This is a genomic window from Kitasatospora sp. NPDC023176 (assembly GCF_055560495.1).
Window position 1 is genome coordinate 39,685 of sequence record NZ_JBVHIP010000025.1, and the last position, 17,507, is coordinate 57,191.

13 protein-coding genes and 2 pseudogenes are annotated in these 17,507 nt (G+C 74.0%); 12 read left to right on the forward strand and 3 right to left on the reverse strand.

Annotated features, from left to right (window positions below; translation table 11 throughout):
- Nucleotides 1-224: 224 nt before the first annotated feature.
- Nucleotides 225-1,421, reverse strand: a complete 1,197-nt coding sequence (locus ACZ3YL_RS28655; protein ID WP_188302929.1) for a peptidoglycan-binding protein — start codon at nt 1,419-1,421, stop codon at nt 225-227.
- Between the two features lie 381 nt (nt 1,422-1,802).
- On the opposite strand from ACZ3YL_RS28655, the gene ACZ3YL_RS28660 reads away from it, so the two are divergent.
- The 12 genes and pseudogenes from ACZ3YL_RS28660 (at nt 1,803) to ACZ3YL_RS28715 (ending at nt 16,270) form a co-directional block, all read left to right on the forward strand.
- Complete coding sequence (locus ACZ3YL_RS28660) at nt 1,803-3,149, forward strand: DUF6271 family protein (protein WP_465660320.1); 1,347 nt, start codon at nt 1,803-1,805, stop codon at nt 3,147-3,149.
- Nucleotides 3,146-3,643 carry a GNAT family N-acetyltransferase gene (locus tag ACZ3YL_RS28665; protein ID WP_465660321.1) on the forward strand — a complete coding sequence of 166 codons (498 nt, stop codon included), beginning with the start codon at nt 3,146-3,148 and terminating at the stop codon, nt 3,641-3,643. Before ACZ3YL_RS28660 ends, ACZ3YL_RS28665 begins: the two co-directional genes overlap by 4 nt.
- Nucleotides 3,644-3,872: 229 nt before the next feature.
- Nucleotides 3,873-5,024 (forward strand): hypothetical protein, encoded by a 1,152-nt coding sequence (locus tag ACZ3YL_RS28670; protein WP_465660322.1) that lies wholly within the window; start codon nt 3,873-3,875, stop codon nt 5,022-5,024.
- Between the two features lie 179 nt (nt 5,025-5,203).
- Nucleotides 5,204-6,814, forward strand: a pseudogene (locus ACZ3YL_RS28675) (AMP-binding protein); the annotation flags it as partial.
- Nucleotides 6,815-6,919: 105 nt separating this feature from the next.
- Nucleotides 6,920-7,243: pseudogene (locus ACZ3YL_RS28680) on the forward strand (acyl-CoA thioesterase); the annotation flags it as partial.
- Entirely contained in the window at nt 7,240-9,876 is a 2,637-nt protein-coding gene (locus ACZ3YL_RS28685) for an oxidoreductase (RefSeq protein ID WP_465660323.1), read from the forward strand. The pseudogene ACZ3YL_RS28680 and the gene ACZ3YL_RS28685, both read left to right, overlap by 4 nt.
- An 8-nt stretch (nt 9,877-9,884) precedes the next feature.
- Nucleotides 9,885-10,853, forward strand: coding sequence for a carbon-nitrogen hydrolase family protein (locus ACZ3YL_RS28690; protein WP_465660324.1), 969 nt, complete (start codon nt 9,885-9,887; stop codon nt 10,851-10,853).
- 13 nt (nt 10,854-10,866) lie between these two features.
- Nucleotides 10,867-11,988: a cupin domain-containing protein gene (locus ACZ3YL_RS28695; RefSeq protein WP_465660325.1), complete on the forward strand. Its 1,122-nt coding sequence runs from the start codon at nt 10,867-10,869 to the stop codon at nt 11,986-11,988.
- 15 nt (nt 11,989-12,003) lie between these two features.
- On the forward strand, nt 12,004-12,897 hold the full coding sequence (locus ACZ3YL_RS28700; RefSeq protein WP_465660326.1) for a fumarylacetoacetate hydrolase family protein: 894 nt from the start codon (nt 12,004-12,006) through the stop codon (nt 12,895-12,897).
- A gap of 16 nt (nt 12,898-12,913) precedes the next feature.
- Nucleotides 12,914-13,666, forward strand: coding sequence for a maleate cis-trans isomerase family protein (locus ACZ3YL_RS28705; RefSeq protein ID WP_465660327.1), 753 nt, complete (start codon nt 12,914-12,916; stop codon nt 13,664-13,666).
- A gap of 124 nt (nt 13,667-13,790) precedes the next feature.
- Entirely contained in the window at nt 13,791-14,660 is an 870-nt protein-coding gene (locus ACZ3YL_RS28710) for a PaaX family transcriptional regulator (protein ID WP_465660328.1), read from the forward strand.
- Nucleotides 14,657-16,270 (forward strand): amidohydrolase, encoded by a 1,614-nt coding sequence (locus ACZ3YL_RS28715; RefSeq protein WP_465660329.1) that lies wholly within the window; start codon nt 14,657-14,659, stop codon nt 16,268-16,270. The genes ACZ3YL_RS28710 and ACZ3YL_RS28715 overlap by 4 nt, the downstream gene beginning before the upstream one ends.
- A gap of 7 nt (nt 16,271-16,277) precedes the next feature.
- On the opposite strand, the gene ACZ3YL_RS28720 is transcribed toward ACZ3YL_RS28715, so the two are convergent.
- Both ACZ3YL_RS28720 and ACZ3YL_RS28725 read right to left on the reverse strand, forming a co-directional pair.
- On the reverse strand, nt 16,278-16,799 hold the full coding sequence (locus tag ACZ3YL_RS28720) for a universal stress protein (protein WP_465660330.1): 522 nt from the start codon (nt 16,797-16,799) through the stop codon (nt 16,278-16,280).
- A 115-nt stretch (nt 16,800-16,914) separates the two neighbouring features.
- The gene (locus tag ACZ3YL_RS28725; RefSeq protein ID WP_465660331.1) at nt 16,915-17,505 is read right to left on the reverse strand and encodes a hypothetical protein; all 591 of its coding nucleotides are present in this window, start codon (nt 17,503-17,505) and stop codon (nt 16,915-16,917) included.
- Nucleotides 17,506-17,507: the final 2 nt, after the last annotated feature.

Below are 17,507 nucleotides of genomic sequence, written 5' to 3' on the forward strand. Positions count from 1 at the left end.
CCTCCTTCGAGTCGGGTCACGAGGACGCGCCCAGACTCCCCCGCCCGCCTCTCATCGGGCATCTGACGGTGGAGGTAACTTCGGCTACTCCCGGCCGAGTACGCGCCCGGGAGCAGCCGTGGCCGACCGACTCCCCCGGGAGTACGCCCAACCCCCCCAACAGGTCCGCCGGTCCGCCGGTCAACCAGTCCACCAGCCCACCAGCCCGTCAGTCCGTCAGTCCGTCAGTCCGTCACCGCGAAACCCTGGGCCGCGCCCAGCCGGTGCAGCGAGTCCGATCCGGGGATGCCGTCCGCGGCCCCCGCCGTGTAGCCGCACCGCCGCTGCCAGCCCGCGTACGCCGTGACCGTGAGGGTGCCGTAGGAGCCGTCCACCCAGCGCTGTTCGAGCAACCCCTCGTCCGCCAGGGCCTGTTCGACGATCGCCACCTCGGCCCCGTACGTCCGGTGCCCCTGATCGGCGCCCGGGTCGCTGTGCGCCGCCGCGACGACGTGGGCGAGCGAGACGGTACGCGGCCCGGGCAGGTAGCCGAGCAGCCGGCGCAGCGAGCCCTCGCCCGGCACGCCGTCCGCGGCCTGCCCGGAGTAGCCGAGGCTCGCCTGGTAGTCGGCGTAGTTCTCGGTGTCGGCGTCCGTCCAGTCCGGTCCGGGCCCGGAGTGGTAGTGGCTGCCGAAGCCGGCCGTGACCAGCGCCCGTCCGACCGCGGTGACCTGGTAGCCGTGGGCGCCGTAGCCGTACGCCAGGCCGTTGATGGTGGCCTGGTAGCGGGCCGGGGTGGGGTCGGCGGGCGGCACCGGGTGCTGCTGGGAGGGCGGGGTCGGCGAGCCGGGGCCGACGGTGAAGGCGGGCCAGGAGCCGGGGTCGACGTGGTCGTTGAAGGGCACGTGGGCGTGGGCGTACCAGCCGCCGACGGTCTCCCAGACCCGCTCGTCGCGGTGCTCGGAGAAGTCGGTCGGCCGCCCCATCGGCCACAGGTCGGGCACGCCCCAGGTGGAGATCCAGGCGTGGATCCGGTCCCAGCCCGCGCAGGGGGTGTCGACCAGCCGCGGGTAGACCGTGCCCTGGTGGCGGCAGTAGGGGAAGAAGACCGCCTCGATCTGGATCACCACCAGCCCGGCCCGGTTGGTGCGGGTGGGGCTCTGGGTGGGGCTGAGCAGGCTCTTGGAGCGGGAGTCGGCGGGGAACAGCTGGGTGGCGCGGCCGGTGAACGGGTCCCAGACCAGGTGCGGGGCGTCGCCGGCGCCGGGGCCGGTGAAGTACCCGACCAGGTCCTCGTAGGAGCACCAGTCCTGCGGTGCGGCGGCGGTGGCGTTGCGGTCCCAGGTGATGTGGGCGATGGCCTTCGGCGGGTACTGGTGGTCGGTCGGTGCGTGGTCGCCGAGGTCGTGGATCTCGGCACCGGGCAGCCACAGCTCGGGCATGATGGCTCCTCCGAACGGCGTAGTGGCGTCGTTGCCGGTATCGGCAGGTCCGCGTCGGGGATTGACCCCGACGGCGGGATTGGCGGCGTTGAACCTCCGACGCCCGCACGGCCGTTCGGATCATCGAGGGGAGTTCGTCCTGGCGTGCGAGCCGGGGGCCCGCGGCGCGCGCCGCCGGCTCCGTACTGCGTCCTGCCCGGAATTGGGCCCGGGGAAGCCCGGGAGGCCCCGGAAGCCGCCGGGAGGGGGCGCATTCCACCTCGCCGCAGCCGCCCTGTCAATCGTTGACTCGGGCAGTGGTCTAGTCCACGGTGGTGAGCTCGTAGCCCTCACATCGCCATTGCCGCAACGATTCTGACGAACCGACGGAGAACCAGCGCCATGCAGAGAGTCTGCCTCGCCCTGCCCACCATGCGTCCCTGCCCCGAGACCATCGCGGAACTCGCCGAGGAGGCGGCCTACGCCGTCGCGAACTTCGGGGTCGAGGTCCACCTCCTCGTCCTCGACACCACCGACGCCGCCGGGTTCGCGGAGAACGCGCGCGCCGTGGCCGCCCTGGCCCCCACTGCCGGCGTGGTCGTCCACCACCTCGGCGAGGACCGGCAGCGGCACTTCCTGCGCCGGGTCACCGAGGGCTCCGGCGCCGCCGACCCCGACCTGCTGCTCGACCTGATGCTCCCCCGGGCCGTCGCGTACGGCTCCTGCGTCAACCGGCTCTTCCTGGGCGCGGCCGCCCTGGGCTGCACCTCGGCGCACCTGCGCAACGACGACGCCGACTTCCAGGTCGTCGACGGCCGGAAGATCTTCCCGATCCACCACGAGCTGCTCTCGATCGGCCGACCGGCCGGCGAGGCGGTGGCCGGCGTGTCCCGCTCCGAACTCGACCCGGCCGACGCGGACAAGCCGGTGATGCTGGTCAGCGGCTCCTTCATCGGCGAACTCAACGTGGACATCGGCGAGATCCACGAGCTGGACCCGGCCGTCTACCGCGACCTGGTGCGCCTGTGGACCCCGCCGGTGTGGTCCGAGGAGGAGCGGGACGCGATGGTGGACGTCTCCTTCAAGGGCGCCGGCTCCGAGCCGTTCAGCACCGACGAGTCCGTCCTCGGCGTGCCCGACATCTGGGACGTCTACATGTGCAACATCGCCCTGGACCACCGGGCCTACGAGGTGCTGCCGCTGCTGCCCTCGATCGAGACCATCGGCAGTGACTACGCCCTGCTGCACGCCTTGGTCCACTCCCGGCTGCCGGGCGTCGTCCACAACCGCCACATCGTCAACTACTACACGCCCGAACGCCGCATCGGCGCCGGCTTCATCAACTACCAGATGCGGTTCGTCAAGTTCCTGCTCTCGATGCTGTACCTGTACCCGGTCTACGGCGGGATGATCGACCTCGGCCGCGGGATGCTGGACGAGCGGCACGCGCTGAAGGCCGAACCGATCCTCGACCTGGTGCGGGGCAGCGTCGACTGGGACCGCGCCGGGAACGTGCACTGCCTGGACGTCCTGGACCGCTCCTACCGCAAGCTGGGCGGCAAGTACGCCGAACTCGCGGACGTGGTCGCCGGGCGGCGCCAGCAGCTCCTGGACGAGGCCCAGCAGGACGCCGAGCGCTGGGCTGTGCTGGTGGAGGCCTGGGGGGCACTGGTGGCCGCCGCCCGCGCACAGGGGCTGGACACCGGCGCCCCGGGCCCGGACGCCGACGCGGAGGTACCGGCCCGGTGAGCGAGGACCTCCGGATCCGACGACTGGCCGACGACGACTGGGACGCCGTGGTCGCGCTGGAACACGACGCCTACGCGGCCGACGGCCTGTCCGAGGGTCGGGAGGCGCTGCAGTCCCGGGCCCGCAGCTCGCCGGGCACCTGCCTCGTGCTGGAGCAGCGCGGCGTCGTCCGCGGCTACCTGCTCAGCCTGCCCTACCCGCCGCTGCGCTGCCCGGACCTCACCCGGTCCGAGGAGACCGCGTACGCCTCCACCAACCTCCACGTGCACGACCTGGTGATCGCCGAGGACTTGCGCGGCCGGGACGTCGCACTGGACATCATGCGGCACTTCCGGGCGCAGGCCGAGGAGTCGGGCTTCGAGCGGATCTCGATGGTCGCGGTACGCGGTGCGGACATCCTGCTGCGGCTGCTCGGCTACCGGGCCCACCGGGAGGTGGCCGTCCCGGACTGCTACGGGCGCCGCGCGGTCTACATGTCGACACCCGTGCGCTGACCCGCTGCCGAGGGGCGAGGACCACCCCCTCGACCGAGGCTGCCGGCCCCGCGTCCCGCACGCGGGGGCCGGGCGGCGAGGACCACCCCCGTACGCCCAGGGAGCCGCGAGGTGCCCGGCGCGTCCGGGGGTGGTTGCAGTTCAGTCTCCGTTCAGTCCGGTAGGGGTGTGTCGTGGCCGATGGTCCGGGAGCCTGGTGGCAACGGCTCATGCGGCGGGGGGAGTTGCCATGGGGGACGGCCAGGAGCTGGTACCGGGCGTGGTGGGGGCGCTGGTCCGGCTGGCTCGGGGCGCGACGGGCGCGACGGGCGGGTCGGGGCAGGCGGTGGCCGAGGTGGTGCGGGCCAGGCTGCGGCTGATGCCGGAGGGGGCGCGGGCCCTGGCGGCGGTCGAGGGCGGCCCGGACGATCCGCGGGCGCGCGCCGCGCTGACCTCGGCCGTCGGCCAACTGCTGGCCACCGACCGGGGGTTCGCCCAGTACCTGGCCACCACCGTGCTCGGCACGCCGACCGATCCGAGCACCGTCCAACTGCGGACGAACCCGGAGGCCGACCCGCGCACCGTCCAGCTGCGGACCGGTCCGGAGGCGGACCCCCGGACCGTCCACCTGCGCACCGACCCGGAAGCCGATCCACGCACCGTCCAGCTGCGGACCGGCCCGGAGTCCGGCCCGAGCACCGTCCAGCTCCGGGTGGATCCGGCGGCCGCCGGCGCCCAGGCCCTGGCCGCCCGACGCGGCAACGTCGCGATCATCGTCGCGCTGGCCCTGGTCCTGATCGCCGCGCTGGTCGCGCTGGGCATCAACCTCGGCTCGCGCCCGCTGCTGCGCCCCACCGGGCCCGACTTCGCGCACGCCGCGCGGACCATCCGCGACCCCGCGCAGGTGCGGGGCGTGCTGCCGGACGTGGCGGCGATGCCGGGCGGCTGGCAGGTGGAGAGCGGGCCGCGCTCCGGGGCCGACAGCGGGCCGGACGCGCCGTGCCTGCTCCCGGACGCCTGCGACCAGCAACTCGCCTACGCCACCGTGACGTTCCGTGCCGTTCCGGTCCAGACCGTGCGGTTCACCGTGGTCACCTTCGCCTCCGCCGAGGCGGCCGGCCGGGCCTTCGGCAGCAGCCTCGACCCGGCGGACGGCGAGGGCGCCGCCGCCACGGTGACCATCCCGTCGATCGGCGACCAGAGCGCCGCCCGCACCCACGGCTCGTCGCAGGCGGAGGCAGTGGTCCGGGTCGGCTCGACCCTGCTGTCCGTACAGGACGACGGGCCCGGCGCGGCCGCCACCACGCCCGCCCTGGTCCTGTTCGCCCGGCTGCTCGCCGAGCGCGCCCGGCAGGCCGAAGACGGCCACGCCCCGGACGCGGTCTTCCACTCCGGCGTCTGAGCCGCCGCGATCCCGCCACGCCCCGCAGGCCCCACCGGCCCGCGGGGCGTTCCCGTTGCCCCGGCACCCCGGCCGCACCTCCCGTCCCCGTCGCCCGAATGCATGTATCGCTCTCTTGACTGGCGTCACGAGCGCGCCATACTGGCTTCACTCCCGCTCGCACGACGAGGTGCCCGCCCATGGAGCTCTCCCCCTCGGCGCACGTGGACACGTTCTGCCGAGACCATCTGCCGCCCTTCGACCAGTGGCCCGAACTCCTCTTCGAACTACCGGAGTTGGCCTACCCCGACCGCCTGAACTGCGCGGCGGCCCTGCTCGACGACACCATCACCCGCCTCGGACCCGACCGCCGCTGCCTGCTCACCCCCACCGAGCGGTGGAGCTACGGCGAACTGCGCGACCACGCCGACCGGATCGCCCGGCTGCTCACCGAGGAGCTGGGCCTGGCCACCGGCAACCGCGTCCTGCTGCGCGGCCCCAACACGCCCTGGCTGGCCGCCTGTTGGCTCGGCGTCCTGAAGGCCGGCGGAGTGGTGGTCACCACCATGCCGCTGCTGCGCGCGGGCGAGCTGACCGGACTGGCCCGGATCGCCCGCCCCACCCTCGCCCTGTGCGACCACCGCTTCCTCGCCGAACTCGACCAGGCCGACACCCCCGGCCTGCGCGTCCTGGCCTTCGGCGGCCCCGGCCCCGAGGACCTCACCGCCCGCTGCGCCGCCCATCGCCCCGGCTTCACCGCCGTACCGACCGCCGCCGACGACGTCGCCCTGATCGCCTTCACCTCCGGCACCACCGGCCGCCCCAAGGCCACCCTGCACTTCCACCGCGACGTGCTGGCCAACGCCGACACCTTCTCCCGCCACCTGCTCCGCCCCACGCCCGAGGACCTCTTCACCGGCACCCCGCCGCTCGGCTTCACCTTCGGCCTCGGTGGGCTGCTGGTCTTCCCGCTGCGGGCCGGCGCCGCCAGCCTGCTGCTGGAGCAGACCACCCCCGAACAGCTCGCCGAGCTGGTCCGACGGCACGGCGTGAGCGTGCTGTTCACCGCGCCGACCGCCTACCGGGCGATCCTCGCCGCCGGGCTGGCCGACCGGCTGGCGGGCGTGCGGCACTGCGTGTCGGCGGGCGAGCCGCTGCCCGCCGCCGTCTGGGCGGCCTTCCACGCCGCCACCGGCCGCCGCCTGATCGACGGCATCGGCGCCACCGAGCTGCTGCACGTGTTCATCTCGGCCGCCGAGGACGACATCCGGCCCGGCTCCACCGGCCGCCCCGTCCCCGGCTACCAAGCGGCGATACTCGACGGGCAGGGCGCCCCGGTACCGGACGGCGAACCCGGGCTGCTCGCCGTCAAGGGCCCGACCGGCTGCCGCTACCTGGACGACGAACGCCAGCGCGACTACGTCCGCAACGGCTGGAACCTCACCGGCGACACCTACCTCCGCGACCAGGACGGCTACTTCTGGTACCAGGCCCGCAACGACGACATGATCGTCTCGGCCGGCTACAACATCTCCGGCCCCGAGGTGGAACAGGCGCTCGCCGCCCACCCGGCGGTGGCCGACTGCGCCGTGGTGGCCGCCCCGGACGAGCGGCGCGGCACGGTGGTCAAGGCGTACGTGGTGCTGGCCGGGGGCGCCTCGGCCGGTGCGGAGACCGTCAAGGAGCTCCAGGAGCACGTCAAGCGCACCATCGCGCCGTACAAGTACCCACGCGCCGTCGAGTTCGTCACCGAGCTGCCGCGCACCGCCACCGGCAAGCTGCTGCGCGCCGAACTCCGAAGGAGGGCCGCCCTGGAACCGCGACCGAACCCCGCCAGTGTCACCATCGAGCGCCGGGTCGAGTGGTCGGACACCGACGCCGCCGGGCACTACCACTTCTCCGCCGTGCAGCGCTGGGCGGAGGCGGCGGAGGCGGCGCTGCTGCGCCGGCTCGGGCTGGCCGAGCTGTTCGGGCGGATCCCCCGGGTGCACTTCGAGGCGGACTACCGCGAGCGGCTCTGGTTCGGGGACGTCGTCCGCACCGAGCTGCGGGTGGTCCGGGTCGGCGGCTCCTCGCTGCACTACGCCTTCGAGGTGCACGGGCCGCAGGGCCTGGCCGCCAGCGGCCGGATGTCGGTGGTGCACGCCGCACCGCGCACCAAGGGCGCCGAGCCCTGGCCCGAGCCGGTCCGCCGGACGCTCAGCGAGGCCGGGCCGCAGCAGGCGGAGGTAGTCGCATGACGGCCGGGCCCCGACACCCGACGGCCGAGCCCCGACGCACGACGGACGGTCCACCGCACACGACCGACGGTGCACGACGCACGAAGGACGGTCCACCGCACACGACGGCCGTCTCACCCCGCACGACGGCCGGTCCACCGCACACGGCCGCGGCGGCCCGCCGGATCGCCGTCATCGGCGCCGGCCCGGGCGGGCTCTACTTCGCCGCCCTGGCTAAGCGGTTGGCCCCCGAGCGCGAGATCACCGTGTTCGAACGCGACGGCCGGGACGACGAGTTCGGCTTCGGCGTGGTCTTCTCGGACGAGACCCTCGACGGCATCGCCCAGGCCGACCCCAAGGTCTTCGCCGCGATCAGCGCCGAGTTCGCCCGCTGGAGCGACATCGACATCCGCTACGCGGGCCAGGTCCGCACCAGCGGCGGGCACGGCTTCGCCGCCCTGGACCGCAACCGGCTGCGCGCCGTCCTCCAACAACGCTGCGCCGAACTGGCGGTGGACGTGCGCTACCGCACGCCCGCCCCGCCGGTCGACCGGCTCGCCGCCGAATACGACCTGGTGGTGGCCGCCGACGGCATCCACTCGGCCACCCGGGCCGCCCACCCCGAGACCTTCCGCACCGAGCTGGACGAGCGGCACTGCCGCTACATCTGGCTCGCCACCGACCGGGTCTTCGAGGCCTTCACCTTCATCGTCGAGGAGTTCGACTTCGGCGCCCTCCAGGTGCACGCCTACCCGTACAGCGCCACCCGCTCGACCTTCATCGTCGAGATCGCCGAGGACGCCTGGCGCCGCGCGGGCTTCGAGGACCTCGCCGCACGGGAGTCGGCGCGCGGCGAGAGCGACACCGCGAGCGTGGCACGCTGCGCGGAGCTGCTCGCCGGGCACCTGGACGGCCACCGGCTGATCCCCAACGCCTCCCGCTGGATCCGCTTCACCACCGTACGGAACGCCAGTTGGCGCCACCGCAACACCGTCCTGCTCGGCGACGCCGCGCACTCCGCGCACTTCTCGATCGGCTCGGGCACCAAGCTGGCCCTGGAGGACGCCCTCGCCCTGGCCGCCTCCCTCTCCGAACAGCCCACCCTGGACGCGGCGTTGGCCGCCTACGAGGCCGAGCGGCGGCCGGTGGTGGAGTCCACCCAGCGTGCCGCGCAGGCCAGCCTGGAGTGGTTCGAGACGGTCGGCCGCCGCACCGGGCAGGACGTCGACCGGTTCGCCTTCAACCTGCTCACCCGCAGCCGCCGGGTCACCTACGGCAATCTGCGCGCCCGGGACCCGGACTTCACCGCCGCCGTGGACACCGCCACCGGCGGCCCGCCCGGGGCGCCGCCGATGTTCCGGCCGCTGAAGCTGGGCACGCTGGAGCTGCGCAACCGGATCGTCGTCCCCCCGCTGGCCACCTTCACCTCCCCCGACGCGCTGCCCAGCGCCTTCGACCGGGCCCAGCTGACCGCCCACGCGCTCGGCGGCGCCGGGCTGGTGATCGCCGGGATGACGGCGGTCAGCTCCGAGGGCCGGACCACCGACCGCTGCCCCGGGCTGTGGACCGACCGCCAGCAGGCCGCCTGGGCCGAACTCCTCTCCTCGGTACGAGCGGTGAGCGACACCCCGGTCGGCGTCCAGCTCACCCATGCCGGGCGCCGGGGCGCCACCACCGCGCCCGGACCGGACGGCATCGGCCGCCCGCTCGCCGAGGGCTGGCCGCTGCTCGCCCCCTCACCGATCCCCTGGGACGCCGACAGTCCGACCCCGCACGAGGCCAACGACATCCAACTGGCGGCCGTCACCGCCGACTTCGCCGCCTCCGCCGAGCGCGCCGCCCGGGCCGGGTTCGACGTGCTGGAGCTGCAGTTCGGCCATGGACACCTGCTCTCCGCCTTCCTCTCCCCGCTCACCAACCGCCGCACCGACCGCTACGGCGGCCCGCTCGCCCACCGGCTGCGGCTGCCGGTCGAGGTGCTGGCCGCCGTGCGCGCCGTCTGGCCGGCCGGGCGGCCGCTGCTGGTGCGGATCTCGGCCGCCGACTGGGCGCCCGGCGGCACCACCGAGGCCGAGGCGGTGGCGATCTGCCGGGCACTGGCCGACGCCGGGGCGGACGCGGTGGACGTGTCCACCGGCGAGGTGGTCGCACACCAGCGGCCGCCGTACGGGCGCGGCTACCAGACGCCCCTCGCCGAGCTGGTGCGCACCGCCACCGGCCTGCCGACCGTCGCGGTGGGCGCGATCTCCGGCCACGACGACGCCAACTCCGTCCTGCTGGCCGGCCGCGCCGACCTGGTCGCGATCGGCCGGGCCCACCTGCACGACCCCTTCTGGACTCTGCACGCCGCCGCCGACCAGGGCTACACCGGCCCCGGCGCGCCCTGGCCGCAGCCCTGGCTGGCCGGACGCCGCAAGCCGCCGGGGCCGGGCGCCGACAAGGTCTCCCCGCGCCTGCACCTGCTGCGCGAGGCCGCCCCGCCCGTCCACCGCCGCTGGCTGCCGAAGCACCCCGAACCGAACGGACAGGCCGAACCGAACGGACAGGCCGGACAGGCCGGACTCCCCGGACGCGCCGAACAGGCCGGGCACCCCGAACCGGCCGGACACGCCGGACACCCCGGACACACCGACCCGACTCCGGCCGAGGAGTGAGAGGACGCATGGACCTGCCCCGCTTCACCGCCGCCGCCGTCCAGGCCGCCCCGGTCTACCTGGACCCGGCCGCCACCGTGGACAAGGCCGTCGCCCTGATCCAGGAGGCGGCCGGGCACGGCGCCGAACTGGTGGTCTTCCCCGAGGTGTTCGTGCCCGGCTACCCGTACTGGAACTGGACGATGACGCCCGTCCAGGGCTCGCCCTGGTACGAACGGCTGTACCGCGCCGCCGTGGACGTCCCCGGGCCGTACGTCGACACCCTGCGCGCCGCCGCCCGACAGGCCGGGGTGGTGCTGGTGATCGGCGTCAACGAGCGCGGCCGGCACAGCCTCGGGGTGTTGTACAACACCCTGCTGATCATCGACTCGGACGGAGAACTCCTCGGCGTGCACCGCAAGTTGGTGCCGACCTGGGCCGAGAAGCTGACCTGGACCCAGGGCGACGGCAGCTCGCTGAAGGTGCACCGCACGGCCGTCGGCCCGCTCGGCGCGCTGGCCTGCGGCGAGAACACCAACACCCTGGCCCGCTTCACCCTGCTGGCCCAGGGCGAACTCGTCCACGCCGCCGGCTACATCGCCCTGCCGGTGGCCCCCGAGGACTACGACATGGCGGAGGCGATCGCGCTGCGCGCCGCCGCCCACTGCTTCGAGGGCAAGCTGTTCACCGTGGTCTCCTGCTCGACCATCTCCCCCGAGATGGTGGACCTGATCGCCGGCGAGGACCAGCAGGTGCGCAAGCAACTCGCCCGCCCCCGCAACGCGCTGTCCGGGATCTTCGGCCCGGACGGGCGGGCGGTCACCGAACCGCTGGTGGACGAGGAGGGCATCGTCTACGCCGAGATCGACCTCGGCCGCTGCATCCAGCCCAAACAGATGCACGACATCGTCGGCCACTACAACCGCTTCGACGTCTTCCGGCTGCACGTGGACGACCGCCCGCTGCGGCCCCTGGTACACCCCCACGACGAGACCTGACCAAGGAGGAGGCATGACCGACCAAGGCAGCTACGACGACGACCGGATCGGCCGGGCCCGCGTTCAGGACAGCCCCGAACTGCGCGCCTACTACGATGAGTTGGCCAAGCACGAGGCCGGCGCCCTGTGGACGGTGGCGAACGAGATCGAACCCTGGTACCCCCAGCCGCAGTCCGTCCCGGTGCTCTGGCGCTACGCCGACCTGCGCCCGCTGGTCCGCAAGGCCCTGCCGCTGGTGCAGGCCGACGACGCGGGCCGCCGGGTGGTGATGCTGGTCAACCCCGGCCGGCGCGAACTCAGCGCCGCCGTCGGCCTGTTGTACACCGGCCTGCAGATCATGGGCCCCGGCGAGGCGATGACCGCCCACCGCCACCAGGCCTCCGCCCTGCGCTTCGTCCACGAGGGCACCGGTGCCTGGACGATCGTCGACGGGCAGAAGCTCAGGGTCGGCCCGCGCGACTTCGCGATCACCCCCAACAGCACCTGGCACGAGCACGGCAACGAGGCCGAGGACCACCCGGTGATCTGGCAGGACGGCCTGGACATCCCGCTGGTCAACACCCTCGACGCCAACTTCTACGAAGTCCACCCCGACCTCTACCAGCGACCCGGCCCGGTGGCGAACTCCTCGCTGCTCAGCTACGGCGGCAACCTGCTCCCGTACGGCGTCGAGAAGTGGACCCGCCCGTACTCGCCGCTGCTCGGCTGGCCCTGGGAACCCAGCTACCACGCGCTGTGCCGGCTGGCCCGCGCCACCGAAGGATCGCCCTACGACAGCGTGATCATGGAGTACACCAACCCGGTCACCGGCGGCTCGGTGATGCCCACCATGGCCGCCCACCTACAGCTGCTCCGCCCCGGCCAGGCCACCCGCGCCCACCGGCACACCGGCTCGGTGGTCTACACCGCCGCCAAGGGGCGTGGCGTCTCGGTGATCGCCGGGCAGCGCTTCGAGTGGCAGCAGGGCGACATCTTCGTCGTCCCGTCCTGGGCCTGGCACGAGCACGCGAACCTCGACCAGAGTGAGGACGCCTGCCTGTTCTCCTTCAACGACTTCCCGGTGATGCACTCGCTCGGCCTCTACCGCGAGGAGGCCCACCCGGACCACGACGGGCACCAGCCCACCACCCCGTAACAGGAGTTCACCACCATGCAGCTGCTGACCTACCGCGCCGACGGCGACGACACCCCGCGCCTGGGCGCCCGGATCGGCACCGACCGGATCGCCGACCTGACCGCCCTGGCCGCCGCAGCCGGGGCCGAACTCCCCAGCAACCTGCTGGAGTTGATCCGGGCCGGGGCACCCGCCCTGGCCACCGCCCGCGAACTGCTCGGCACCGCGCAGGACACCCGGCCGCTCGCCGAGGTCTCGCTGTGCGCCCCGCTGCGCCCCGGCAAGATCGTCGGCGTCGGCCTCAACTACGTGGAGCACGTGGCCGAGTCGCACCGCAGCCTGGAGACCGAACGCGAACTCCCGGACCGTCCGGTGCTGTTCGGCAAACCCGCCACCGCCGTCACCGGCCCCGGGCAGCCGATCCTGCACAACGCCGACCTCACCAAGCAGCTCGACTGGGAGTGCGAACTCGCCGTGGTGATCGGCGAACCCGCCCGCCGGGTGAGCGAACAGGACGCCTGGCGCCACGTGTTCGGCTACAGCATCGTCAACGACATCAGCGCCCGCGATCAGCGCCGCTCCGGCCAGTGGTTCTTCTCCAAGGGCCAGGACAGCTACGCGCCGTTCGGTCCGGTGGTGGTCACCGCCGACGAGATCCCCGACCCCCAGCGCCTCGACCTCTCGCTGCGGGTCAACGGCGAACTGCGGCAGGACTCCAACACCCGCCACATGCTCTTCGGCATCGCCCGGCTGATCGCCGACATCTCGGCCGGCATGACCCTGGAGCCCGGGGACGTGATCGCCACCGGCTCCCCCTCGGGGGTGGGCGCCGGGATGGTCCCGCCGCAGTTCCTGCAACCCGGAGACCTGGTCGAGGCCACCATCGAACGGATCGGCACCCTCGCCAACCCCGTGATCGACGCCCGCTGAAGGGAGCACCGAACCCATGCCGACGTACCGGATCGGCCAGATCGTCCCCAGCTCCAACGTCACCATGGAGACCGAAGTCCCCGCCCTGCTGCGGGCCCGCGAGGCGATCGCCCCCGAACGGTTCACCTTCCACTCCAGCCGGATGCGGATGACCAGGGTCACCCCCGAGCAACTGCGCGCCATGGACGGCGAGTCCGACCGCTGCGCCACCGAGCTCTCGGACGCCCGGGTCGACGTGATCGGCTACGCGTGCCTGGTCGCGGTGATGGCCACCGGCCCCGGCTACCACCGCGAGGCCGAGCAGCGGCTGCACCGCCGCACCGTCGAGAACGGCGCGCCCGCGCCCGTGGTCACCAGCGCCGGCGCCCTGGTCGCCGGGCTGCACACGCTCGGCGCGAAGAAGGTCGCGATGGTCACCCCGTATCCGCGCCCGCTGGCCCGGACGGTGGTCGACTACCTCGCCCAGGAGGGCATCGAGGTGCTCGACCACGCCGCCCTGGAGATCACCGACAACCTGGAGGTGGCCGCCCACGACCCGGCCCGGCTGCCCGCGATCGCCAAGGGCCTCGCGCACGCCGGGGCGGACGCCGTGGTGCTCTCCGCCTGTGTGCAGATGCCCTCGCTGTCCGCCGTCGAGGAGGCCGAGCAGCAGCTCGGCAAGCCGGTGGTCTCGGCCGCGATCTGCACGGCCCACCAACTGCTGCGGGCGCTCGGCCTGCCCGCCGTCGCCCCCGGCGCCGGGCACCTGCTCTCCGGGGCGTACCGCTGAGGGCACCCGCCGCTGAGGGCACCCGCCGCCGTCGGCGCCCACCACGGAGGATGCCCACCACGGAGGACGCCCAGCACCGAGGCCGTTATGATCACCACCAGCCGTCGGGGAGGAGGGCCCAGGCATGCCGGAGAGCACGCAGAGCAGCACCCGGCCCAGCTCCCTGATCAACACCGTCTACGGCGAGTTCGTCCGCCGCCTCGGCGGCTGGATATCGATCGCCGACCTGATCGCGCTGATGGCCGAGCTGGACGTCGACGGCCCGGCCGTCCGCTCGGCGATCTCCCGGCTGAAGAAGGCCGGCACCCTCCTCCAGGAGCGCCGCGCGGCCACCGGTTACCGGCTGGCGCCCGCGATGGGCCCGGTGTTCGACGAGGGCGACCGCCGGATCTTCCACAGCCTGGAGCCCGCCGAACTCGCCGACGGCTGGGTGGTGGCGGTCTTCTCGGTTCCCGAGTCCGAACGCGCCCACCGCCACCAGCTGCGCTCCCGGCTCAGCTGGCTCGGCTTCGGCAACGCCGCCCCTGGCGTCTGGCTGGCCCCCGCCCGGCTGCTGCCGGACGCCCGCCGGCTGCTGGAGCGCCTGGGCCTGAGCGCCTACGTCCACCTCTTCCTCTCCGCCGAGTACGCGGGCTTCGCCGAACTCCGTACGGCGGTGGCGAGTTGGTGGGACCTCCCGGCGGTCGAGGCGCAGTACGCGGCCTTCACCGACGCCTGGCGGCCGGTCGCCGAGGAGTCGCGCGGGCGGGCCGGAAGCGATCCGGCCGAGGCCTTCCGGGTGTACGTGCCGATGCTCACCCAGTGGCGCAGGCTGCCGTACCTCGACCCCGGGCTGCCCGAGCCGCTGCTGCCCGCCGACTGGAACGCCCGCCCGGCCCGCGCCGTGTTCACCGAGCTGCACGGGCGGCTCGCCGAACCGAGCCTGCGGTACGTCGAGAAGGTGACCGGACTGTCCCACCCCGCCGGAGCGCCCCACCCCCAGGAGCTGCCATGACCACCCCCGCCGACCTGCTGATCCGCGCCGGCGCCGTGCACACCCTCGTCCCGGGCGAGCCGCCGCAGCGGGCGGTCGCCGTCACCGGCGGCCGGATCACCGCCCTGTCCGCCGCACCGGACGGCCTGGACGCCCTGGTCGGGCCGGGCACCGAGGTGGTGGACGACCCGGCGGCGACGGTGCTGCCCGCCTTCGACGACACCCACACCCATCTGATCCTGGCCGGGCACAGCGTCCACGGCGTCCCGGTGCACCGGGCCCGGGACCTCGCCGGGTTCCTGGAGCTGATCCGCGAGCGCGCCGCCCGCACCCCGGCCGGGGAGTGGATCCTCACCACGGTCAACTGGCAGGAGGTGCTGCTCAGCGAGCAGCGGATGCCGACCACCGCGGAGCTGGACGGCGCCACCGCCGACCACCCGGTGCTGGTGCGCCGTGGCGCGTACAACATGGTGCTCAACTCGGCGGCGCTGCGGCTGGCCGGGATCGACGAGTCCACCGAGTCGCCGGACGGCGGGGTGATCGAGCGCGACGAGCGCGGGCGGCTGACCGGCCGGCTGATCAACCGGGCGACCGAGCTGGTCGAGCGGGTGCTGCCGCGCCCGACCCTCGCCGAGCGGATCGACGGGCTGCGCGCGGCCTCCGCCGACTACGCCGCCACCGGGATCGGCACCGTCCGGGACTGCCTCGTCCCGGTCGAGGACCTCGACGTGCTGGACGCGGCCCGGGCCGAGGGCGCGCTCGCCGTCCGGGTCCGGGCGCTGGTGTCCGGCTTCGCGGCCCGTACCCCCGAGCAGGTGGACGCCCTGCTGGACCGGATGGACGGCTGGCGCGCGGACGGCCGGGACGATGCGCGACTGCGCCTGTGGGGCGTCAAGTTCGGCATCGACGGCGGCTTCGAGGCGGGCGCCCTGGAACAGCCCTACCAGGGGCAGCCCTGCTACCACGGGCGGTTGCTCTGGGAGCCGGAGGAGCTGCTCGCCGCGGTGGAGCGGGTGGTCGGGCGGGGCTGGCGGGCCGGCGTGCACGCCTGGGGCGACCGCGGGCTGCGGGTGCTGCTGGACGTCTTCGAGCAGGTGCTGAAGCGCCGTCCGGGCCTGCCGCCGGGAACGCTGGTGGTCGAGCACGGCGGACTGGCCCGGCCCGACCAGCGGGCCCGGGCGATCGCGCTCGGCATCCCGGTGACGGTGCAGCACCCGCTGCTGCACGACGGTGCGCTCACCCAGCAGCGCGCCTGGGGCGAGGAGCGCACCGCCGCGCTGTTCCCGCTGCGCGAGTGGCTGGACGAGGGAGCACAGCTCTCGGCCGGCTCGGACTTCCCGGTCGGCCCGTACGGCGCGATGGTGTCGGTGTGGGGCATGACGACCCGCGGCACCACGGCCGGGGTGGTCGGCCCGGAGCACGCGATCGGACGGGCCGAGGCGATCGCGCTGCACACCGTGAACGCCGCCCGGCTGACCGGCGAGAGCGCCGAGCGCGGCAGCCTGCGGCCGGGGGCGCTCGGCGACCTCACGCTCTGGCCGGCCGACCCGCTGAGCTGCCCGACGGCGGCGCTGCGCGGGCTGCTGCCGACGCGTACGGTCGTCAACGGAGTGACCACCCACGCGAGTTGACGGTACGTCAGGCCGGGAGGAGTTCCCGCAGGTCGATGCTGCCGCGATGCAGGGCGCGCAGGTCCTCGTGCAGGTCGGACGGCGGGACGACGAGCACGTCGCCGCGGGCGTGGTCGAGGCAGTGCCGGGCGACCGAGCCGCGCAGCAGTCGGCGCAGCCGGTCGCGCAGCGAGCCGTGCCGTCCGGCGCTGATCACCAGGAGGTCGCCGGGCCGGTCGGCCATGGCGGTCAGCACCGGCCCGGCCTCGCCGCGCATCACCAGCGGCTGCACGGGCAGGCCGATCGGCAGCCCGCCGAAGGCCTGTCCGAGCGCGCTCTCCAGCCGGGCCTCGGCGGCGTCCTGCCAGGCGCGCAGCAGCGGCGGGCAGGGCCGGGCGCGGTAGTTGCGCTCACCGCCGACCGGGGTCCAGGCGAGCACCGGGACGAGGACGGCCCGCCGGGCCCGAGCCTCCTCCGCCGCCCGGTGCAGGGCGGTAAGGCTGTGCAGTGAGCCGCTGACTCCGACGATGACGCGCGCGTCGCCCGACATGATCCTTCGCTTTCCGATGTGAAGCCCATCCAGTGTCTGTGATTATGCTGCCACATCGGCAGCGTGGCCTACAAATCCAAGGCATTAACTGAATATCGCCTTGTATCACCATTCCTCAGCCCATCCCGTCGGCCCGGACCTCCTGGAGCAGCCCCCAGGTGAAGTCGGCCACCCAGGAGCGCACCCGCCCGTCCGCACCCGGCGCCGCGAAGTCCAGCCGGAAGCGGGTCGGCGCACTCCCCTCGCGCGGCACGGCCCCCGGGAAGGCCGCCCCCACATCGCCCACCACGCAGCCCCACGGCGCCAGCTCGTCGACGGTGCGCAGCACCGGCACCGGGGAGCCGGCCGCCCGGACCAGCCACTCGTTCAGCACCGGCGCGCCGATCTCGGCCGGCCCGAGCAGCACCTCGAAGCGCAGCTCGGGCCAGAGCGGCAGCGCCCACTGCCGGGCCGTGCACGCGAGGTCCCCGATCCGGCGCGGCAGGCTCGCCTCCGCCGGTCCCAGCACGGCGGCGTACCGGGCGGCACCACGCGGGAACCGGGGCGCCCGGACCATCGCCTGCCAGCGCTTGTTCGCCTCCCGCATCGCGGCCCGGGTGGCGCCGAGCCGCCGCAGCGCGTTCTCGACCAGCTCGGGGTGGTAGTCGGCCATCCGGCGCAGCAGGAAGAGCTGGAACTCGGTGACCCCGAAGCCGTTGATCGCCATAC